This window comes from Tenacibaculum larymnensis, assembly GCF_028829235.1.
Lineage (GTDB): Bacteria > Bacteroidota > Bacteroidia > Flavobacteriales > Flavobacteriaceae > Polaribacter > Polaribacter larymnensis.
Genome location: NZ_JAIWJY010000008.1, coordinates 112,459 through 129,111, shown reverse-complemented (window position 1 = coordinate 129,111; position 16,653 = coordinate 112,459). Strand labels below are relative to the sequence as shown.

Sequence of the window (16,653 nt, the reverse complement as noted above, 5' to 3'; positions counted from 1 at the left end):
TTTACTCGTATAGTTTTAATTTATTTTCTAGTTGCTTAATTGTTTTATGCATAGAATCCATTCTATCAAGCATATTATTAATTACATCTATACCTTGCATGTTTACCTCTAAATCGTAGTGTAATCTGATTATTTTCTCTAAAATAGGTAACTGTTCTGTATATAAGTATTTATTGGAATCTTTTACTACAAACTCTATGAGTTGAAAAGATTCAATACTTTCTATAAATTGTTCATCTAAATTGTGATGAACAATAACTTTTTGTACACTTATTAGTTCTGTATTGCCCATATTTATTTCAATTTAGAAAGTTTTGTAAATAACTCTCGTTGTTCATCTGTTAAATTGGTTGGAATATCTATTTTGTAAGTAACATATAAATCTCCAAACTGACCTTCATTTTTATACTTCGGAAAACCTTTTCCTTTCAATCGAACCTTAGTTCCATTTTGGGTACCTGCTTTTACTTTTAATTTAGCTTTATCAACAAAAGTATTAATCACTACCTCTCCACCCAATACTGCGGTATATAAATCAATAGTTTGTTCTGCATATAAATTAGCGCCATCACGTTTAAAATTAATATCAGGTTTAATATCAAAAGTGATGTATAAATCTCCTTTAGGGCCTCCGTTTATACCTTCTCCTCCATATCCTTTTATTTTAATTGTTTGCCCATTTTCTACTCCAGCAGGAATTGTTATTCGTATCTTTTTATCATTTACCGTCAGTACTTGTTTTTGCGAAGTATAAACATCTCTTAAGTTTAATTGTAATGAAGCGTTAAAATCTTGTCCTCTAAATTGTGCTGTACGTCTACCTGAGCTTCTTCCACCACCAAAGGCAGCATTAAAAAAATCAGAAAAATCAGTTCCATCAAAATCTGAGGATGAATATTGCTGATAAGCCCCTCCTCTTCCAAATCCACTTTGACTAGCGCGTTGTTTTCTAGCCTCCTCATATGCTTCTGCATGTTGCCAGTTTTCTCCGTACTCATCGTACTTTTTACGATTTTCAGGGTTACTTAATACTTCATTAGCTTCATTTATTTGCTGAAACTTCTTTTTAGCTTCTTCATCATTCGGGTTTGTATCTGGATGATATTTTCTTGCTAACTTCCGATAGGCTTTTTTTATATCGGCAGCAGTTGCTTTTTTATTTATTCCTAAAACTTTGTAATAATCTATAAATTCCATATCATTTCGATTGACCTAACACACTAAAATTACGAAATTTAATAACATAAAAACAATGCTTTACCCCTACTTCTTTTTAATGTATTTTTGCACTTTTATTTGAAGATTGAATGACAGTAGAAGATTTAGTAGGAACATACAATATTATTGGTAGTAACCAAGATGAAAGTGAGAACACTTATAAAGGCACTCTTTCTTTAACTCTTGATGAAAATAGTAGAATTATTGCAAAATGGATAATTAACAACGAACAAGAACAATTTGGAACTGGCTTTTTTAAGAATAACATTCTTGTTATCAACTTTAATTATAATGGTGATGACAACACTATTTATAAAGGTGTTGCTGTATACTCTTGTCTTTCTAAAAATATTTTAGACGGGTTTTGGTCTGAAAAGCACGGAAATCCTTTATTTCTTGGGGAAGAACGTTGTTTTAGAGTTCAAGAACAAAATGAGTTAGTTAATTAACTTAAATAAGATAATTATAGTAAGTTTAGTCTTCTTTTAAGCTCATTTCTATTAGATCTACTTACAGGAATAACATCTTGTTTTATAAGCACACTATTATCCTCTATATCAATAATTTCATTTGTATTTATAATATAAGACCTGTGTACTTTTAAAAATGATTCTGAAGGTAATTTTTCTTCAATCTTTTTTAAAGGACTGTGAACAATGTAGTTTTTCTCTTCTGTTTTAACTTTAATATAATCGCCTTTAGCTTCTACAACATAAATACTCGGAATATCAATTTTTACTAATCGTCTATCAATATTTACATATAGTGTATTTACATCTGTGGGTTGATCTTTCTTTCCTGGTTTTACATTATTATCTTTTTCTATGGCTGCAATAATTTTCTCTACCGATTTTTTAAAGCGCTCTAACTCTATTGGTTTTACTATGTAGTCTACAACAAAATCATACTCAAAAGCTTCAACAGCAAAATTTCTATCAGAGGTAGTCAATACAATTTTAGGTGGATCTTTTAGCGTTTGAATAAGATCAAACCCCGTAAAATCTGGCATATGAATATCTAAAAAGATAGCATCTACTTTATTATTGTTTAAAAATTTTATTGCTTGTATTGCATTAGAAAATTCTCCTACAAGTTTTAATCCTTCTACTTGTTCACTCACTTTTTTGAGAATCATTCTTGACATTAGTTCATCATCAATAACAATACAGTTCATAGTTAATCTTTTAAAGTTCCTTTAAAAAAGCAAGCATTACAGGCAATACACTTTCAAAATGTTCTTTGTTTTCTATGCTATTGTCTGCAAGGTTGTTTTCAAACTCGTTGGTTATTTTATAGCTTTTTTCTAAGCCTAAAATACTCATTTTATGCTTAATTCTATGAACAATTTCTTTAGTTTTCTTAAAGTCGTTATTTTTAATGTATAAAAAATAGCTTTCTATTTCACCTGAAAGTTCCTCTTTTAAAACTGCTGTAACTTGTTTTTTAAACTCCTCATCTCCTTTAGAAAGTGCATTTATATAAGATAAGTTTGGTTGCTCCATAATTACTTTTTTATTGTAAAAAAGAAGGTTGTTCCTTTATTTATTTCAGACTCTAACCATATTTCTCCTTTATAAAAATCTACAATTTTTTTTACGATTGACAAACCAATCCCTGAAGAGTCTTTAGACTTTTTTAAAGATTGGAAAATTTTAAAAATTTTATCAAAGTGTTCTTTTTCAATACCAATTCCATTATCCTTTATTGAAAACTTATAAAAAGAGTTTTGGTCTTTTACATCAATTTCAATAATCCCTTTTTCTTTATCGTTAAACTTAATTGCATTATTTATCAGGTTTTGAAATAATTGTAGAAACTTTGTTTTGTCTCCTTTTATAATGGGTAATTTCTGTAAAACTTTTATTGAAATGTTTTTTGGCACATATATTACTTTCTTAACTTCTTCAATTAGCAAATTTAAATCTACATCATCGTCTTCTTTAACTCCATTAACTACACTAGAGTATTCTAGCACATCAGTAATGAGTTGTTCCATTTTTTCAAGAGTATTTTCAATATGTTCAAAATTTTGGAGACTAGCTTCATCAAAAACTCCTTCATTATCAGTTTTAATCCAACTGGTCAAAGCATGAATACTTCTGATAGGAGATTTTAAATCGTGGGATACTATGTGTGCATATTCTTCTAGTTCTTGATTACTTTTTGCTACCTTTTTTAATAAGTCAGTATTTTTCTTTTCTACTTTTTTACGTTTTTTAATGTTTATTGCACTTTTTAACTGAAGCGATACTAAACCTGCAATACCTTCTATCGTTTTTAAGTGCTCTTCTGTAAAATAGTTTTTCTCTTGATGCTCTGCATTTATAACTCCTATTACCTTATCTTCATTCTTTATAGGTACTGTTAATTCTGACAGTTTTGGGGTAATATAAACCACGTATCTATCATCTAAACTTGTATTATCTATAATTTCTGAAACACCTGATTTTGCTACGCTTCCAACCACACCTTTTTCAAAAGGTAATCGCATTTTTTCGTAAATTTCTTTGCTCTCTCTTTCTCTTTTATCAAATGATGCTATTAATTCTAATTGTTTTCTCTTCTCATTTACTAAGTAAACAACACAATCGTCAGTATTTAAATAATTAGCAACGCTGTTTGATACTTCCCATGCTATTTCATAGATATCTTCTTTACCTAAAATTGATTTGGCTGTGTTATTTATAACTTCAATTACTTGTCGTTCTTTTCTTTGGTTAGTTATATCTCTAATAATTCCTTGTGCAGCTATTGGAGTATTATTTTTATCAAAAACTACGCTTGAGTTAATATTTACCCATTTTACTTCTTCTTTTTTAGTAATAACTCTAGCTACATAATTGGTGAAGTATCCTTTTTTTAATAATTGTGCGTAAGAATTCATCGCATAATCATAATCTTCTTGTTCAGGATAAATAAGGCTTACAACATTTACATCTTCTTCATTTACATCAAAACCAAATAACTCTACGGCAACATCGTTCATTTTTAACACATTACCATTAATATCCATTACTAGATAAGCATCATTAATATTTTCAAAAATTCCTTTTAATTGCGAATCTTTCTCATCTAAAAGGTCTTCTAATTGTTCATTAACTACCTTTAGCTCTTGAGAAATATTAAATAATTCTAACGATTTTTCTTCTAGTATTTTCTCCGCTTGTTTTCTAGCTTTTTTTTGTCTTTCTAGCGCTCTTTGTAGTATTTCTATTTCTTTTATACTCACTAATTTTTATTGATAATAAACCTTACTTCAGTTCCGTCATTTTTAATTTTTTCTAAAATAATTTCTGCTGAACTATTAAAATGTTCAAACGTTTTATTCATTAAACCTAATCCAAAATGATGCATTGCTCTACTTGATTTATATAGCATTACAAGTGAATTTTCGCTTTTCTCTTCAACAAGAAATGTTGGTAATTCTGCATCTGGATAAATCTTTTTTACTTCTACATGAATATGGTCTTCAATAGATGACAGCATCTCTATAGGATCATTATATGTAGCTAAAAGTCCGGGATAACTGTCTTCTATCACTGAAAAGAAATGTTCTGCGTATACTAACAACAAATCATCTATTGAAACTCCTGTATTATTACTCAAATTCTCTAATAATTGTAGCATTTCAGAAAATTTGTATGTACCAATAGCAGTGTATACTCCACCAGAATCTAACTCAGATTGTTCTATAATTTTATCTACCATTTCGATACCAAATTTATCTTCAACTAAATCCAAGAACTCTGTAAAAACAATCCCTTTCATATTTTATTTTTTAAATTCATTAAGGCTCCAATACCCTATTATTGTTCCTATTTTTTTTTCATAATCTTGATACTTTAAAGGCTTTAAAACATATCCTGCTATTCCCAATCTATAACATTCTGTAATGTCTTTATCATTATCTGATGTTGTTAGTACTATGGTAGGAATATGTTTTAACTTTTCATCATTTTTTAGAATAGATAAAAACTCAATCCCGTTAGTATCAGGCATATTCAAATCTAATAAAATTATATTTGGTAAATCTTTTTCCAATAAAGATAAGGCTTCTTTTCCATTATTAGCTTGTGTAATTATATGATTTTCTAAAACAGGAGTAATAGCTCTATTAAACTTAAGCACCTCTATCTTATCATCTTCTATTAAAAGTATTTTTATTTTTTTATTCAAAATCTTAGATTAAAAACTAACTTGATAAAAATAAATCAAATCTAAAGTTATGGTTTTTTTCTTTGATAAAGAACTATTTATCTATAGATGAAATGCGTTTTACTATAGACGAATTGATTTTTTACTTTTTTCACCTACTTTTGAAACAAATCTTTTAAGCTATGCAATGCCCTTGTAATCCAAATAAAAAATACAGTGATTGCTGTCAAAAAGCACATCAAAACATTCATTCAGTTACCTCAGCTGAAGCTTTAATGCGTTCAAGATACAGCGCTTTTGCACTAGCTAATATCGATTATCTACAAAAAAGTCACCATAGTAATACCAGACCTTCCAAAAGAGAAAAGAAAGAAATTTTAGCTTGGACAAAATCTGTTAACTGGATAAAACTAGAGGTGTTGCACACAACAGAAACTACTGTTGAGTTTAAGGCTTTTTTTATGGAAAATGGCAATATCGATGTTATCCATGAAAACTCTCTTTTTTGTAAAGAGAATGACCATTGGGTGTATCTTGGTCAAAAATAAGACTGTCGAAAACGTCATTTCGACCCAAGGGAGAAATCTTTTGTTTGTTACTCGTTTTTAAGAGATTCCTCCTCGTCCCTCGTTCGGAATGACATTTTATCTTAGACAATCTCATTAATACTACACTAAGAATTCAAATAAATTAGGTTTATCATTTAAATATTCACCATAAAAACTACGCTCTTTCATTCTACGAATTAAAGGTTGTAAATCTTCTTTCTTTTCTAATTCTATACCTACTACAGCTGGTCCGTTTTCTCTATTGGTTTTTTTAGAATATTCAAAAAAAGTGATGTCATCATTCTCTCCCAATACCTCAGCTACAAACTCTCTTAAAGCTCCAGCACGTTGTGGAAAACGAACAATGAAATAATGCTTCAATTTGCCATATAACAATGCACGTTCTTTTATTTCGGCAGTACGAGTAATATCGTTGTTACTTCCGCTAATAACACAAACTACATTTTTACCTTTTAATTCTTCTTGATAAAAATCAAGTGCACTTATAGTCAAAGCTCCTGCAGGCTCTACTACAATGGCTTCTTTATTATACATTTCTAATATCGTTTGACACACTTTTCCTTCAGGAACAGTTATCATATCCGATAAATTTTCTTGACAAATTCTGTAGGTTAACTCTCCTACTTGCTGAACTGCTGCACCATCTACAAACTTATCAATACTATCAAGCTTAATATTGTTATTTTCCTCTAACGATTTTTTCATAGAAGGTGCTCCTGCTGGCTCTACTCCTATAATCTTTGTTTTTGGGGACAGTAACTTAAAAACACTTGATAAACCAGAGGCCAATCCACCACCACCAACAGGTACAAAAACATAGTCAATAGGTTGTTGTGATTGCTCTAAAATTTCTAAACCAACGGTTGCTTGTCCTTCTATAATTTTTTCATCATCAAACGGATGTACAAATGTTTTTTGCAAACTATCGCATAAAAGTTTTGCTGCCTTGTAAGCATCATCAAATGTATCTCCTATTAATTGAATATCTACAAAATCGCCCCCAAACATTTTTACTTGTTCTACCTTTTGTTTTGGTGTAGGTGCTGGCATGTAGATAGTACCATAAATTTCTTTTTTTCTACACGCCAAAGCAACACCTTGTGCATGATTTCCTGCACTAGCACATACAATTCCGTTTACTAATTCATCTTCCGTTAAGGAACTAATTTTATTATAAGCCCCTCTAATTTTATATGAACGGACTTGCTGCAAATCTTCTCTCTTTAAAAAGATATTAGCATTGAATTGTTGTGACAAGTTAAAATTTTCTTGCAACGGAGTAACTGCTACGACTTCTTGTAAAGTCGCAGCAGCTTGTTGTATTGCTTCTAATTTTGGAAAATAAGTTTCTTTTTGAACTTCCATAGTGTTATGCTAAAACAGGTTCTTCTTGATTGACGCTTGTTTTGATTACTTTCATTGCAGTCATAGCCTCTCGCAACTCTGCACCTACTTCTTCAATAGGATGATTACGAATTGCTTTATTCACTTTAATTAACTCTAGATTATCTACTTCATTGGAAGTGCTGTACTCTTTTCCAATAACATCAGTACTTACTTGTTTCATAAAATCAGTCAACAACGGTTTCGCTGCATGGTCAAATAAATAACATCCGTATTCAGCAGTATCAGAAATAATTCTGTTCATTTCAAATAATTTCTTACGAGCAACAGTGTTTGCTATTAGTGGTAACTCATGTAGTGATTCGTAATAAGCCGATGCAGAAATGATTCCTGATTTCACCATGGTTTCAAAGGCTAATTCTACTCCTGCTTTTACAAAAGCTACTAACAAAGTTCCTTTATCAAAATACTCTTGATCTAAAATTTCTTCGGAAGTTGCCGCTGTTTTTTCAAACTGAGTTTCTCCTGTCGCTGCTCGCCATGTTAGTAAATTTACATCGTCATTCGCCCAATCTTCCATCATCGTTTTTGAAAAATGACCAGACATAATATCATCCATGTGTTTATTAAACAAAGGCTCTAGTACCTCTTTTAATTCTTCGGAAAGTTGGTAGGCTTTAATTTTTGCAGGATTCGATAAACGATCCATCATATTGGTAATTCCTCCATGTTTTAATGCTTCTGTAATGGTTTCCCATCCGTATTGAATTAATTTAGAGGCGTACGTTGGTTCTACTCCTTCTTCAACCATTTTATTGAATGATAAGATAGATCCTGTTTGTAACACCCCACATAAAATGGTTTGCTCTCCCATTAAGTCTGATTTTACCTCAGCAACAAATGATGATTCTAACACACCTGCTTTATGACCTCCTGTAGCAAATGCATAGGCTTTTGCTTGTGCTAACCCTTTATTTTCTGGGTTATTTTCAGGATGTACTGCAATTAAAGTAGGAACTCCGAATCCGCGTTTGTATTCTTCTCTTACCTCTGTTCCAGGACACTTAGGGGCTACCATAATTACTGTTAAATCCTTACGTACTTGCATACCTTCTTCGACAATATTAAATCCGTGAGAGTATGATAAAGTTGCTCCTGATTTCATTAATGGCATTACAGCATTTACTACCTGCGTATGTTGTTTGTCTGGTGTTAAATTACATACCAAATCGGCAGTTGGAATTAGCTCTTCATACGTTCCTACTGTAAAACCGTGTTCAGTTGCATTTTTATACGATTGACGTTGTTCTTTAATTGCTGCTTCACGTAATGCGTATGAAATATCTAAACCAGAATCGCGCATATTTAATCCTTGATTCAATCCTTGTGCTCCACATCCTACAATTACCACTTTTTTACCTTCTAATGCTGCTGTTCCGTCTGAAAACTCATCAGCATTCATAAATCTACATTTTCCTAATTGTTCTAATTGCTCTCTTAATGATAATTGGTTGAAATAATTTTTCATTTTTATTTGTGTTGTTTATTTATGCTGTTATTAATTGTAATAGTTTTGATACTGGCATTTCTTCTTTCGTAATGGCAATTCTTCCTGAACGAACAAATTGCTTAATACCATGTTTGTCTAAAATATGATAGAGTTCTTCTACCTCTTCTTTACTTCCTGATTTCTCAAGAACAAAAAAGTTTTTGTTCACATTAATGACTCTTGATTTACTTTGATTGATAATTGTTTGGATATCATCGTTATCGGTCAATAAGTCTGTACTCAGTTTAAACAAACACGATTCTTGATACACAGTTTCTTCATCTGTATGGTAAAAAGCTTTAATTACTTCCACTTGTTTTTCTATCTGCCCGATAATTTTTTTCATTTGCTCTTCAGTAATCTTTACTAAAAGTGTAATTCTAGAAACACTTTTTATTTCTGAGGAAGAGCTATTAATACTTTCTATGTTAATGTGTCTTCGTTGAAATATTGCTGATATTCTATTCAATAATCCAATATTATTTTCTGTATAAATAGAAACCGTATAGGTGTTTTTTGTACTCATATTTTATTATTTTAATCGAACATCAGATACTGATGCTCCAGTTGGAATCATTGGAAATACATTATCTTCTTTCTCTACGCAAACCTCTAAGAAATAAGCTTCTTTAGATTGTATCATTTCTTGAACAGCTGTTGCTAAATCTTCTCTTTTAGTTACTTTATTCGCTGCCATATGATACCCTTTAGCAATTGATACAAAGTCAGGGTTTGTCATTACTGTTGAAGCATATCGTTTGTCAAAAAACAACTGTTGCCACTGACGTACCATACCCAAGAATTCATTATTCAGTACTACAATTTTAACAGCTGCTTTCGTTTGTAAAATTGTTCCAAGCTCTTGAATCGTCATTTGATAACCACCATCACCAATCACAGCTACAACTTCACGTTCTGAAGCTCCCATTTTTGCACCAATTGCTGCAGGCAGGGCAAATCCCATGGTTCCCAATCCGCCAGAAGTAATGCTACTTTTAGTTTGGTTGAATTCAGCATAACGACTTGCTATCATTTGATGCTGTCCTACATCAGTTACTACAATAGCTTTACCTTCAGAAGCTTCATTGATTTGTTTGATAACCTCTCCCATTGTTAAACCATCTTTGGTTGGAAACAGGTCGTTTTTTATGACATTATCAAATTCTACCGCATCTAAATTTCTAAACTCTTGTAACCATTCTTTGTGTGAATTTTCTTCCAAAAGAGGAAGTGCTGATGCTAAAGTTTCTTTTACATTTCCTAAAACAGCTACATCTGTTTTTACATTTTTATCAACTTCTGCAGGGTCTATTTCAAAATGTATCACTTTTGCTTGCTTCGCATAACTGTTTAAATTTCCTGTTACACGATCGTCAAAACGCATTCCTATGGCAATTAACACATCACATTCATTGGTGAGTTTATTTGAACTATAATTACCATGCATTCCTACCATACCAACATGTAGCGGGTGTTTTGTTGGTAAAGCAGATAAACCTAACAAAGTACTTGCTGATGGAATTCCTGCTTTTTCTATAAACGCTTTAAATTCTTCTTCTGCTTCTCCAAGTATTACTCCTTGCCCCCAAACTACAAATGGTCTTTCTGCATTGTTAATTAACTCAACTGCTGCTTCAACACTTTGCATATCCATATTTGGAACAGGTTGATAACTACGAACCGAAGTACATTTTTTGTATTCAAAATCAAATTCTTCAAATTGAGCATTTTTAGTAATGTCTACCAATACAGGTCCTGGTCTTCCTGAGCGAGCAATGTAAAATGCTTTCGCCATCACTTCTGGTATCTCGCTTGCTTTCGTTATCTGATAATTCCACTTTGTAACAGGAGTTGAAATTCCTACGATATCCGTTTCTTGAAAAGCATCAGAACCTAATAAATGCGCTCCTACCTGTCCTGTTATGCATACCATTGGTGTAGAATCTATCTGTGCATCAGCAATACCTGTAATTAAATTCGTAGCTCCCGGACCCGAAGTTGCCATGGCAACGCCAACTTTACCTGTAGCTCTTGCATATCCTTGTGCTGCATGTGTGGCTCCTTGCTCGTGACGTGTTAATACGTGATGTAGTTTATCTTGATATTTATACAGTTCATCATAAACTGGCATGATTGCACCACCAGGGTATCCGTATAACAAATCGACTCCTTCAGCTAGTAAACATTTGATTACAGCTTCTGCACCTGTAATAGTTACTTTTTGTGTTGTTTCTTGTTCTGTTTGTTGTTTCGTTTTTGTTTCCATAAACTCAGCTTTATGCTTTAGCTTTTAGCTATATGCTTAGTTATTTTATTTAATTTTTAAGACTACTAGATGTAGTATTGAATCTTAATTCTCATGTCTTTTTCTAAAAATCAAACACTTTTAGGCAAGCCTCAGGAGGTCAACCCTCTGGCTATCGCCCTGCGATTAAAATTCATCGGTTACACATCCGTTAGATGCTGATGCTACTGTTCTTGCATATTTATATAGTACTCCTCTTTTTACCTTTAAAGGAGGAGCAATCCATTCTTGTTTTCTCTTTGCTAATTCTTCTTCAGAAACAACTAGGTTTATTGTATTGGTTTCTGCATTGATGGTTATGGTATCGCCATCTTTTACCAAAGCAATTACACCTCCTTCTTGTGCTTCTGGTGTAATATGCCCTACTACAAATCCGTGAGTTCCTCCTGAGAAACGACCATCGGTAATTAGAGCAACCTCTTTACCTAACCCTACTCCCATAATAGCTGCTGTTGGTTTCAGCATTTCTGGCATTCCAGGACCTCCTTTAGGACCTTCATAACGAATTACAACCACATCTCCTTTTTTTACTTTTCCATCTCGTATGCCGTCATTCGCTTCATATTCTCCTTCAAATACTTTTGCCTTTCCAGAAAAATACAATCCTTCTTTTCCTGTTATTTTTGCTACTGAACCTTCTTTAGCTAAGTTCCCATAAAGCATTCGTAGATGACCTGTAGCTTTAATAGGTTGCTCAGTAGGTTTAATTACATCTTGCCCTTCTGTTAAACTCGGAACCGTAGCTAAATTTTCAGCTAATGTTTTACCTGTTACAGTTAAACAATCACCATGTAACAATCCTTTTTCTAGTAGATATTTTAAAACTGCAGGTGTTCCTCCTACTTTATGTACATCTTCCATTAAATATTTTCCACTAGGTTTTAAATCGGCTAAGAATGGCGTTTCATCAGAAATACGTTGAAAATCTTCTAAGGTAAACTTCACTCCTGCTGCTCTTGCTATCGCTAAAAAGTGTAGTACTGCATTAGTTGAACCTCCCATTACTGTTACCAATCGTACCGCATTTTCTAAAGATTTTTTAGTAACGATATCTGATGGTTTGATATCTTTTTCTAGTAATACACGTAATGCTTCTCCTGCCTTAACACATTCTTGTTCTTTGTTATCACTAATTGCTGGATTGGAAGAATTGTAAGGTAAACTCATACCTAGCGCTTCAATAGCTGATGCCATAGTATTTGCGGTATACATTCCTCCACAAGCACCTGCTCCTGGACATGCTTTTTCAATCACACTTTGATATTCTTTTTTAGTAATTGTTCCTGCAACTTTCTCTCCCCATGCCTCAAAGGCAGATACCACATCTAATTTTTTTCCTTCATGACACCCTGAAGCAATGGTTCCTCCGTACACTAAAACAGAAGGGCGATTTAAACGCAACATTGCCATTAATGCTCCTGGCATGTTTTTATCACATCCTACTACGGTTACCAGTCCGTCATACGACATTGCTTGCACTACGGTTTCCATAGAATCGGCAATTACATCACGTGATGGTAGTGAATAACGCATCCCTGGAGTTCCCATAGAAATTCCATCAGAAACTCCAATGGTATTAAATATCAATCCAACTAAATCAGCGTTTTCGGTTCCTTCTTTTACCAATTTCGCTAAATCGTTTAGGTGCATGTTACAAGGATTTCCTTCGTATCCTGTACTTGCTATTCCTACCAACGGTTTTTCTAAATCTGCTTTTGATAACCCTATGGCATGCAACATTGCTTGTGCAGCAGGCTGTGTATCATCTTGTGTTACTTGTTTACTAAATTTGTTTAGTTCCATGTTAACTTGCTTTTCTTTTTTGACGTAAGCCTAACACTTCGTCTTTATATAATTTCATTAGTTTGTGTCCGTGAGATTTTTCCCACGCTAGTGGAAATTGATAATCGTCTAACGATTGTAATCCAACTACTTCAGCTGCTGTTCCTGTAAAAAAGCAAGCATCTGCCTGTTTTAATTCTTCTAGCGTAAAATGTTTTTCTTCAACAGGTATTCCTTCTTCCTTACACAAATCGATAACCGTAGCGCGTGTAATTCCTGCCATGATATGGCCTCTTGGTGGAGTGTATAATTTTCCATCTTTTTGCATAAAAACATTTGCTCCTGAACATTCTGCTACATTACCGTTCATGTCTAATAATAGTGCTTCATCATATCCGTTATTTTTTGCTTCATTAGTTGATAATATTGAATTTGTGTAGTGTCCTGTTACTTTAGCTTCTACAAAACATGATTTCGGATTCGGGCGTTGAAATGAAGACGTTTTTACACGTAGTAATTTATCTCCCATATATTTCCCCCATTCCCAGCATTGAATAACTAGGTTTGTTTCTTTAGAAGTCAACAAACTCATATCGGCTCCAGTAGTGACTAACGGACGGATGTATGCATCTTTCAAACCATTACGTTCTAATAATTCATACGTAATTTGTGTTAGTTCTTCTTCTGAATAATCTAATTGAATATTCATTACTTCTGCGCCAAACTTTAGCCTTTTGTAATGCTCATACGACTTAAAGACTTTAGTTCCTTCCGTTGTATTATAAGCTCTAATTCCCTCGAAAACTCCGTTCCCGTAGTGTAAACTTTGGCTATACAAATTAGCGCTAGCATCTTTAGCTTTGATAAACTGTCCGTTGAAAAAAATTACTGTTTCCTCGTTATAGTACATTTTTAGTTGTTTTTACTGTTCAAAATTATTTTTCGCTTTTTACTTTACTTTCTTGTTTTTTAAGGTTTTGATGATTTTCACTGACTCTCAAAAACATACAAAAACCTTAAAACCAAACACTTAAAACCAAATCATTATGATATTCACGGTATAAAAAAAGCCTGTATCTTGAGTTAGATACAGGCTTCCTTATAGGCAATAACTATCTGCATCAACTCGGTGGAGAGCTAATAATGACAATAATAATTACCACGATGTTGAAAAATTGATTCATGATTTTTGCAACTAAAAAAGGCTTCCTAAATTTAGGAAGCCTTCTTAATTAATTTATATGTTAAATATTAAATACCGCTTCCCTACCCTTGTGAAATAATCACAATGACAATAATAATAGAAATGATATTTAAAACTTGTTTTTTCATCTGTTGCCACAAATATTTGAAATTATTTTTTAGTTATCCTAATATTTTTTTGACTTTTTTATTTTACTCCTAGAAAAAATACTCACTAACCCTCTGTATTACTTACACTTATAAAACTTTTTATTTTTTATATAGCATTAATCAAAATTTATTTTATAGATTTGCGCCATTATGCAAACAAATAAAATATACAACAATATACCCAGTTTTTTAGTGCGGTCTTATAACCGACGCTAGTCTTTCCTTGCACAAAACTGAGTATTGTATAATTTTATTTTCATCCTTTTGATTTCTATAATCTACATTTTTATATCGTTACTAACTCTTGTTATTGTTTTCAATAACGCAGTTGTTGTACGACCTATTTTTACCCGACGTCGCCCGTAAGGGTGCTACTTCTTTTGGGAACCTAGGTGCGTCCGGTTCTTCTTTTCAAACCACCGATTTATAACAAAATGTTTATCTAAAATCAATTTCAATGAGAGTTGTTATTGCTGATCAATCGCATAGTAAGTATGCCGAAATTATTTGTCAAACTATTGACGAAGCTGCTCTGGTTAGAGGTACAGGAATTGCCAAAAGAAAACCAGAATATATTATTACAAAACTAGAAAATGGTAACGCAGTTATTGCTTTAGATGGCGATAAGTTTGCTGGATTTTGCTATATCGAAGCTTGGAGTCATGGCAAATTTGTAGCTAATTCAGGATTAATAGTTCATCCAGATTACAGAGGTATTGGTTTAGCCAAGCAAATAAAAAAAGTTGTTTTTGAACATTCCAGAGCAAAATTTCCTAATGCTAAAGTATTTAGTATTACTACAGGCTTAGCAGTTATGAAGCTCAATAGCGAGCTTGGTTATAAGCCTGTAACCTTTTCTGAACTTACCGAAGATCAATCTTTTTGGAATGGTTGTCAAACCTGCAAAAACTACGATGTGTTACAACGTACACAGCAAAAAATGTGCTTGTGTACTGGTATGTTATACGATCCTAACAAAAAATCTCAAAACATAAAAATAAAAGGAAAAGTCTTTCAAAGACTTAAAAGAATTAAGGAGAGCATCTTCCTAAAAAAAGACAAAAAATGAAAAAATTAGTAATTGCATACAGTGGAGGTTTAGATACTTCATACTGTGCGGTAAGTTTATCAAAACAAGGATATGAAGTTCATGCTGTTAGTGTGAATACTGGTGGGTTTTCTTCCGAAGAAATTAAGAAAATTGAAGAAAATGCCTATACAATGGGAGTAGCTACCTATAAAAACATTAATGCTGTTGATGATTTTTACAACAAGGTAGTCAAGTATTTAATTTTTGGAAATGTATTAAAAAACAATACCTATCCGCTTTCGGTAAGTGCTGAAAGAATAGTACAAGCCATCGAAATTGTAAATTATGCTAAAAGCATAGGTGCAGAATATATAGCACACGGTAGTACAGGTGCAGGAAACGATCAAGTAAGATTTGATATGATTTTTCAAACCATTGCTCCTGAAATTGAAATCATCACTCCTATTAGAGATTTACAACTTTCAAGACAGGAAGAAATCGAATATTTAAAGAATAATGGTATCGATTTGTCTTGGGAAAAGGCTAAATACTCTGTAAATAAAGGTTTATGGGGAACTAGTGTTGGTGGTGAGGAAACTTTAACTTCTGAGCAACCATTACCTGAACATGCCTATCCTTCACAAGTGACCAAAACAACACCAGAACAGGTAAAACTTTCTTTTGTAAAAGGAGAATTAATCGCTATTAATGACGATGAAAATACTCCTGCACAAAATATAGAAAAGTTAAATGCAATAGCTTCAAAGTTTGGAATTGGTAGAGATGTTCATGTGGGTGATACTATTGTTGGAATTAAAGGAAGAGTTGGTTTTGAAGCCGCTGCTGCCTTAATTGCCATTAAAGCACATCACTTACTTGAGAAACACACCTTAACCAAATGGCAATTACAACACAAAGAGTATTTAGCTAGTTTTTATGGGATGCATTTACATGAAGGTCAATATTTAGATCCAGTGATGAGAGATATAGAGGCTTTCTTTACTAATAGCCAAGCAAAAGTAACCGGAGATGTGTTTGTAAACCTTAAACCTTATCACTTTACACTAGACGGAATTGATTCTCCTCATGATTTAATGAATACCAAATTTGGTAGCTATGGTGAAATGAATAAAGGTTGGACCGCCGAAGATGCTAAAGGCTTCATCAAACTCTTAGGAAATCAGAATAAGATATATCAACAAGTGAATCAATAGACAGTAAACAATGAACAGATCGCCACGCTTGAGCCTGTCTTGAGCGACAGTCGAAAGGCTCGCAATGACAAAACCGTCATCATGAGGAGTGATAAAAACGTGATGATCTTATAAATGAAAACTGATTCTACTAT

At 32.7% G+C, this 16,653-nt stretch carries 17 protein-coding genes; 4 read left to right on the top strand and 13 right to left on the bottom strand.

Annotated elements, in window-relative coordinates:
• Position 1: 1 nt before the first annotated feature.
• On the bottom strand, positions 2 to 292 hold the full coding sequence (locus LCI24_RS12540) for a chaperone modulator CbpM (protein ID WP_121147290.1): 291 nt from the start codon (positions 290 to 292) through the stop codon (positions 2 to 4).
• Positions 293 to 294: 2 nt separating this feature from the next.
• Complete coding sequence (locus LCI24_RS12535; RefSeq protein WP_274640678.1) at positions 295 to 1,197, bottom strand: J domain-containing protein; 903 nt, start codon at positions 1,195 to 1,197, stop codon at positions 295 to 297.
• 110 nt (positions 1,198 to 1,307) lie between these two features.
• Between LCI24_RS12535 and LCI24_RS12530 the strand changes: the two genes are divergently transcribed.
• The gene (locus LCI24_RS12530) at positions 1,308 to 1,667 is read left to right on the top strand and encodes a hypothetical protein (protein ID WP_274640677.1); all 360 of its coding nucleotides are present in this window, start codon (positions 1,308 to 1,310) and stop codon (positions 1,665 to 1,667) included.
• 14 nt (positions 1,668 to 1,681) lie between these two features.
• On the opposite strand, the gene LCI24_RS12525 is transcribed toward LCI24_RS12530, so the two are convergent.
• The 5 genes from LCI24_RS12525 to LCI24_RS12505 are packed head-to-tail and all read right to left on the bottom strand — an operon-like array spanning position 1,682 to position 5,394.
• The gene (locus tag LCI24_RS12525) at positions 1,682 to 2,392 is read right to left on the bottom strand and encodes a LytR/AlgR family response regulator transcription factor (RefSeq protein WP_274640676.1); all 711 of its coding nucleotides are present in this window, start codon (positions 2,390 to 2,392) and stop codon (positions 1,682 to 1,684) included.
• 10 nt (positions 2,393 to 2,402) lie between these two features.
• Positions 2,403 to 2,720 (bottom strand): Hpt domain-containing protein, encoded by a 318-nt coding sequence (locus LCI24_RS12520; protein ID WP_121147286.1) that lies wholly within the window; start codon positions 2,718 to 2,720, stop codon positions 2,403 to 2,405.
• Between the two features lie 2 nt (positions 2,721 to 2,722).
• Positions 2,723 to 4,447 carry a GAF domain-containing sensor histidine kinase gene (locus tag LCI24_RS12515; RefSeq protein WP_274640675.1) on the bottom strand — a complete coding sequence of 575 codons (1,725 nt, stop codon included), beginning with the start codon at positions 4,445 to 4,447 and terminating at the stop codon, positions 2,723 to 2,725.
• On the bottom strand, positions 4,447 to 4,986 hold the full coding sequence (locus tag LCI24_RS12510) for a heme NO-binding domain-containing protein (protein ID WP_274640674.1): 540 nt from the start codon (positions 4,984 to 4,986) through the stop codon (positions 4,447 to 4,449). The genes LCI24_RS12515 and LCI24_RS12510 overlap by 1 nt, the downstream gene beginning before the upstream one ends.
• Positions 4,987 to 4,989: 3 nt before the next feature.
• The gene (locus LCI24_RS12505) at positions 4,990 to 5,394 is read right to left on the bottom strand and encodes a response regulator (protein WP_274640673.1); all 405 of its coding nucleotides are present in this window, start codon (positions 5,392 to 5,394) and stop codon (positions 4,990 to 4,992) included.
• A 161-nt stretch (positions 5,395 to 5,555) separates the two neighbouring features.
• On the opposite strand from LCI24_RS12505, the gene LCI24_RS12500 reads away from it, so the two are divergent.
• The gene (locus LCI24_RS12500) at positions 5,556 to 5,921 is read left to right on the top strand and encodes a YchJ family protein (protein ID WP_274640672.1); all 366 of its coding nucleotides are present in this window, start codon (positions 5,556 to 5,558) and stop codon (positions 5,919 to 5,921) included.
• Positions 5,922 to 6,041: 120 nt separating this feature from the next.
• Here the strand turns inward: LCI24_RS12500 and ilvA are convergent, their stop codons facing one another.
• From ilvA to LCI24_RS12470, 6 genes are all read right to left on the bottom strand, one after another.
• On the bottom strand, positions 6,042 to 7,307 hold the full coding sequence (gene ilvA / locus LCI24_RS12495) for a threonine ammonia-lyase IlvA (RefSeq protein ID WP_274640671.1): 1,266 nt from the start codon (positions 7,305 to 7,307) through the stop codon (positions 6,042 to 6,044).
• Positions 7,308 to 7,311: 4 nt separating this feature from the next.
• On the bottom strand, positions 7,312 to 8,814 hold the full coding sequence (gene ilvC / locus LCI24_RS12490) for a ketol-acid reductoisomerase (protein WP_274640670.1): 1,503 nt from the start codon (positions 8,812 to 8,814) through the stop codon (positions 7,312 to 7,314).
• A 19-nt stretch (positions 8,815 to 8,833) separates the two neighbouring features.
• Positions 8,834 to 9,361 (bottom strand): acetolactate synthase small subunit, encoded by a 528-nt coding sequence (gene ilvN / locus LCI24_RS12485; protein WP_274640669.1) that lies wholly within the window; start codon positions 9,359 to 9,361, stop codon positions 8,834 to 8,836.
• 6 nt (positions 9,362 to 9,367) lie between these two features.
• On the bottom strand, positions 9,368 to 11,101 hold the full coding sequence (gene ilvB / locus LCI24_RS12480) for a biosynthetic-type acetolactate synthase large subunit (RefSeq protein WP_274640668.1): 1,734 nt from the start codon (positions 11,099 to 11,101) through the stop codon (positions 9,368 to 9,370).
• A gap of 165 nt (positions 11,102 to 11,266) precedes the next feature.
• Entirely contained in the window at positions 11,267 to 12,943 is a 1,677-nt protein-coding gene (gene ilvD / locus LCI24_RS12475) for a dihydroxy-acid dehydratase (RefSeq protein WP_274640667.1), read from the bottom strand.
• 1 nt (position 12,944) lies between these two features.
• Positions 12,945 to 13,832: a branched-chain amino acid transaminase gene (locus LCI24_RS12470; protein ID WP_274640666.1), complete on the bottom strand. Its 888-nt coding sequence runs from the start codon at positions 13,830 to 13,832 to the stop codon at positions 12,945 to 12,947.
• Between the two features lie 900 nt (positions 13,833 to 14,732).
• Between LCI24_RS12470 and LCI24_RS12465 the strand changes: the two genes are divergently transcribed.
• Positions 14,733 to 15,344, top strand: coding sequence for a GNAT family N-acetyltransferase (locus tag LCI24_RS12465; protein ID WP_274640665.1), 612 nt, complete (start codon positions 14,733 to 14,735; stop codon positions 15,342 to 15,344).
• Positions 15,341 to 16,519, top strand: coding sequence for an argininosuccinate synthase (gene argG / locus LCI24_RS12460; protein WP_274640664.1), 1,179 nt, complete (start codon positions 15,341 to 15,343; stop codon positions 16,517 to 16,519). Before LCI24_RS12465 ends, argG begins: the two co-directional genes overlap by 4 nt.
• Positions 16,520 to 16,653: the final 134 nt, after the last annotated feature.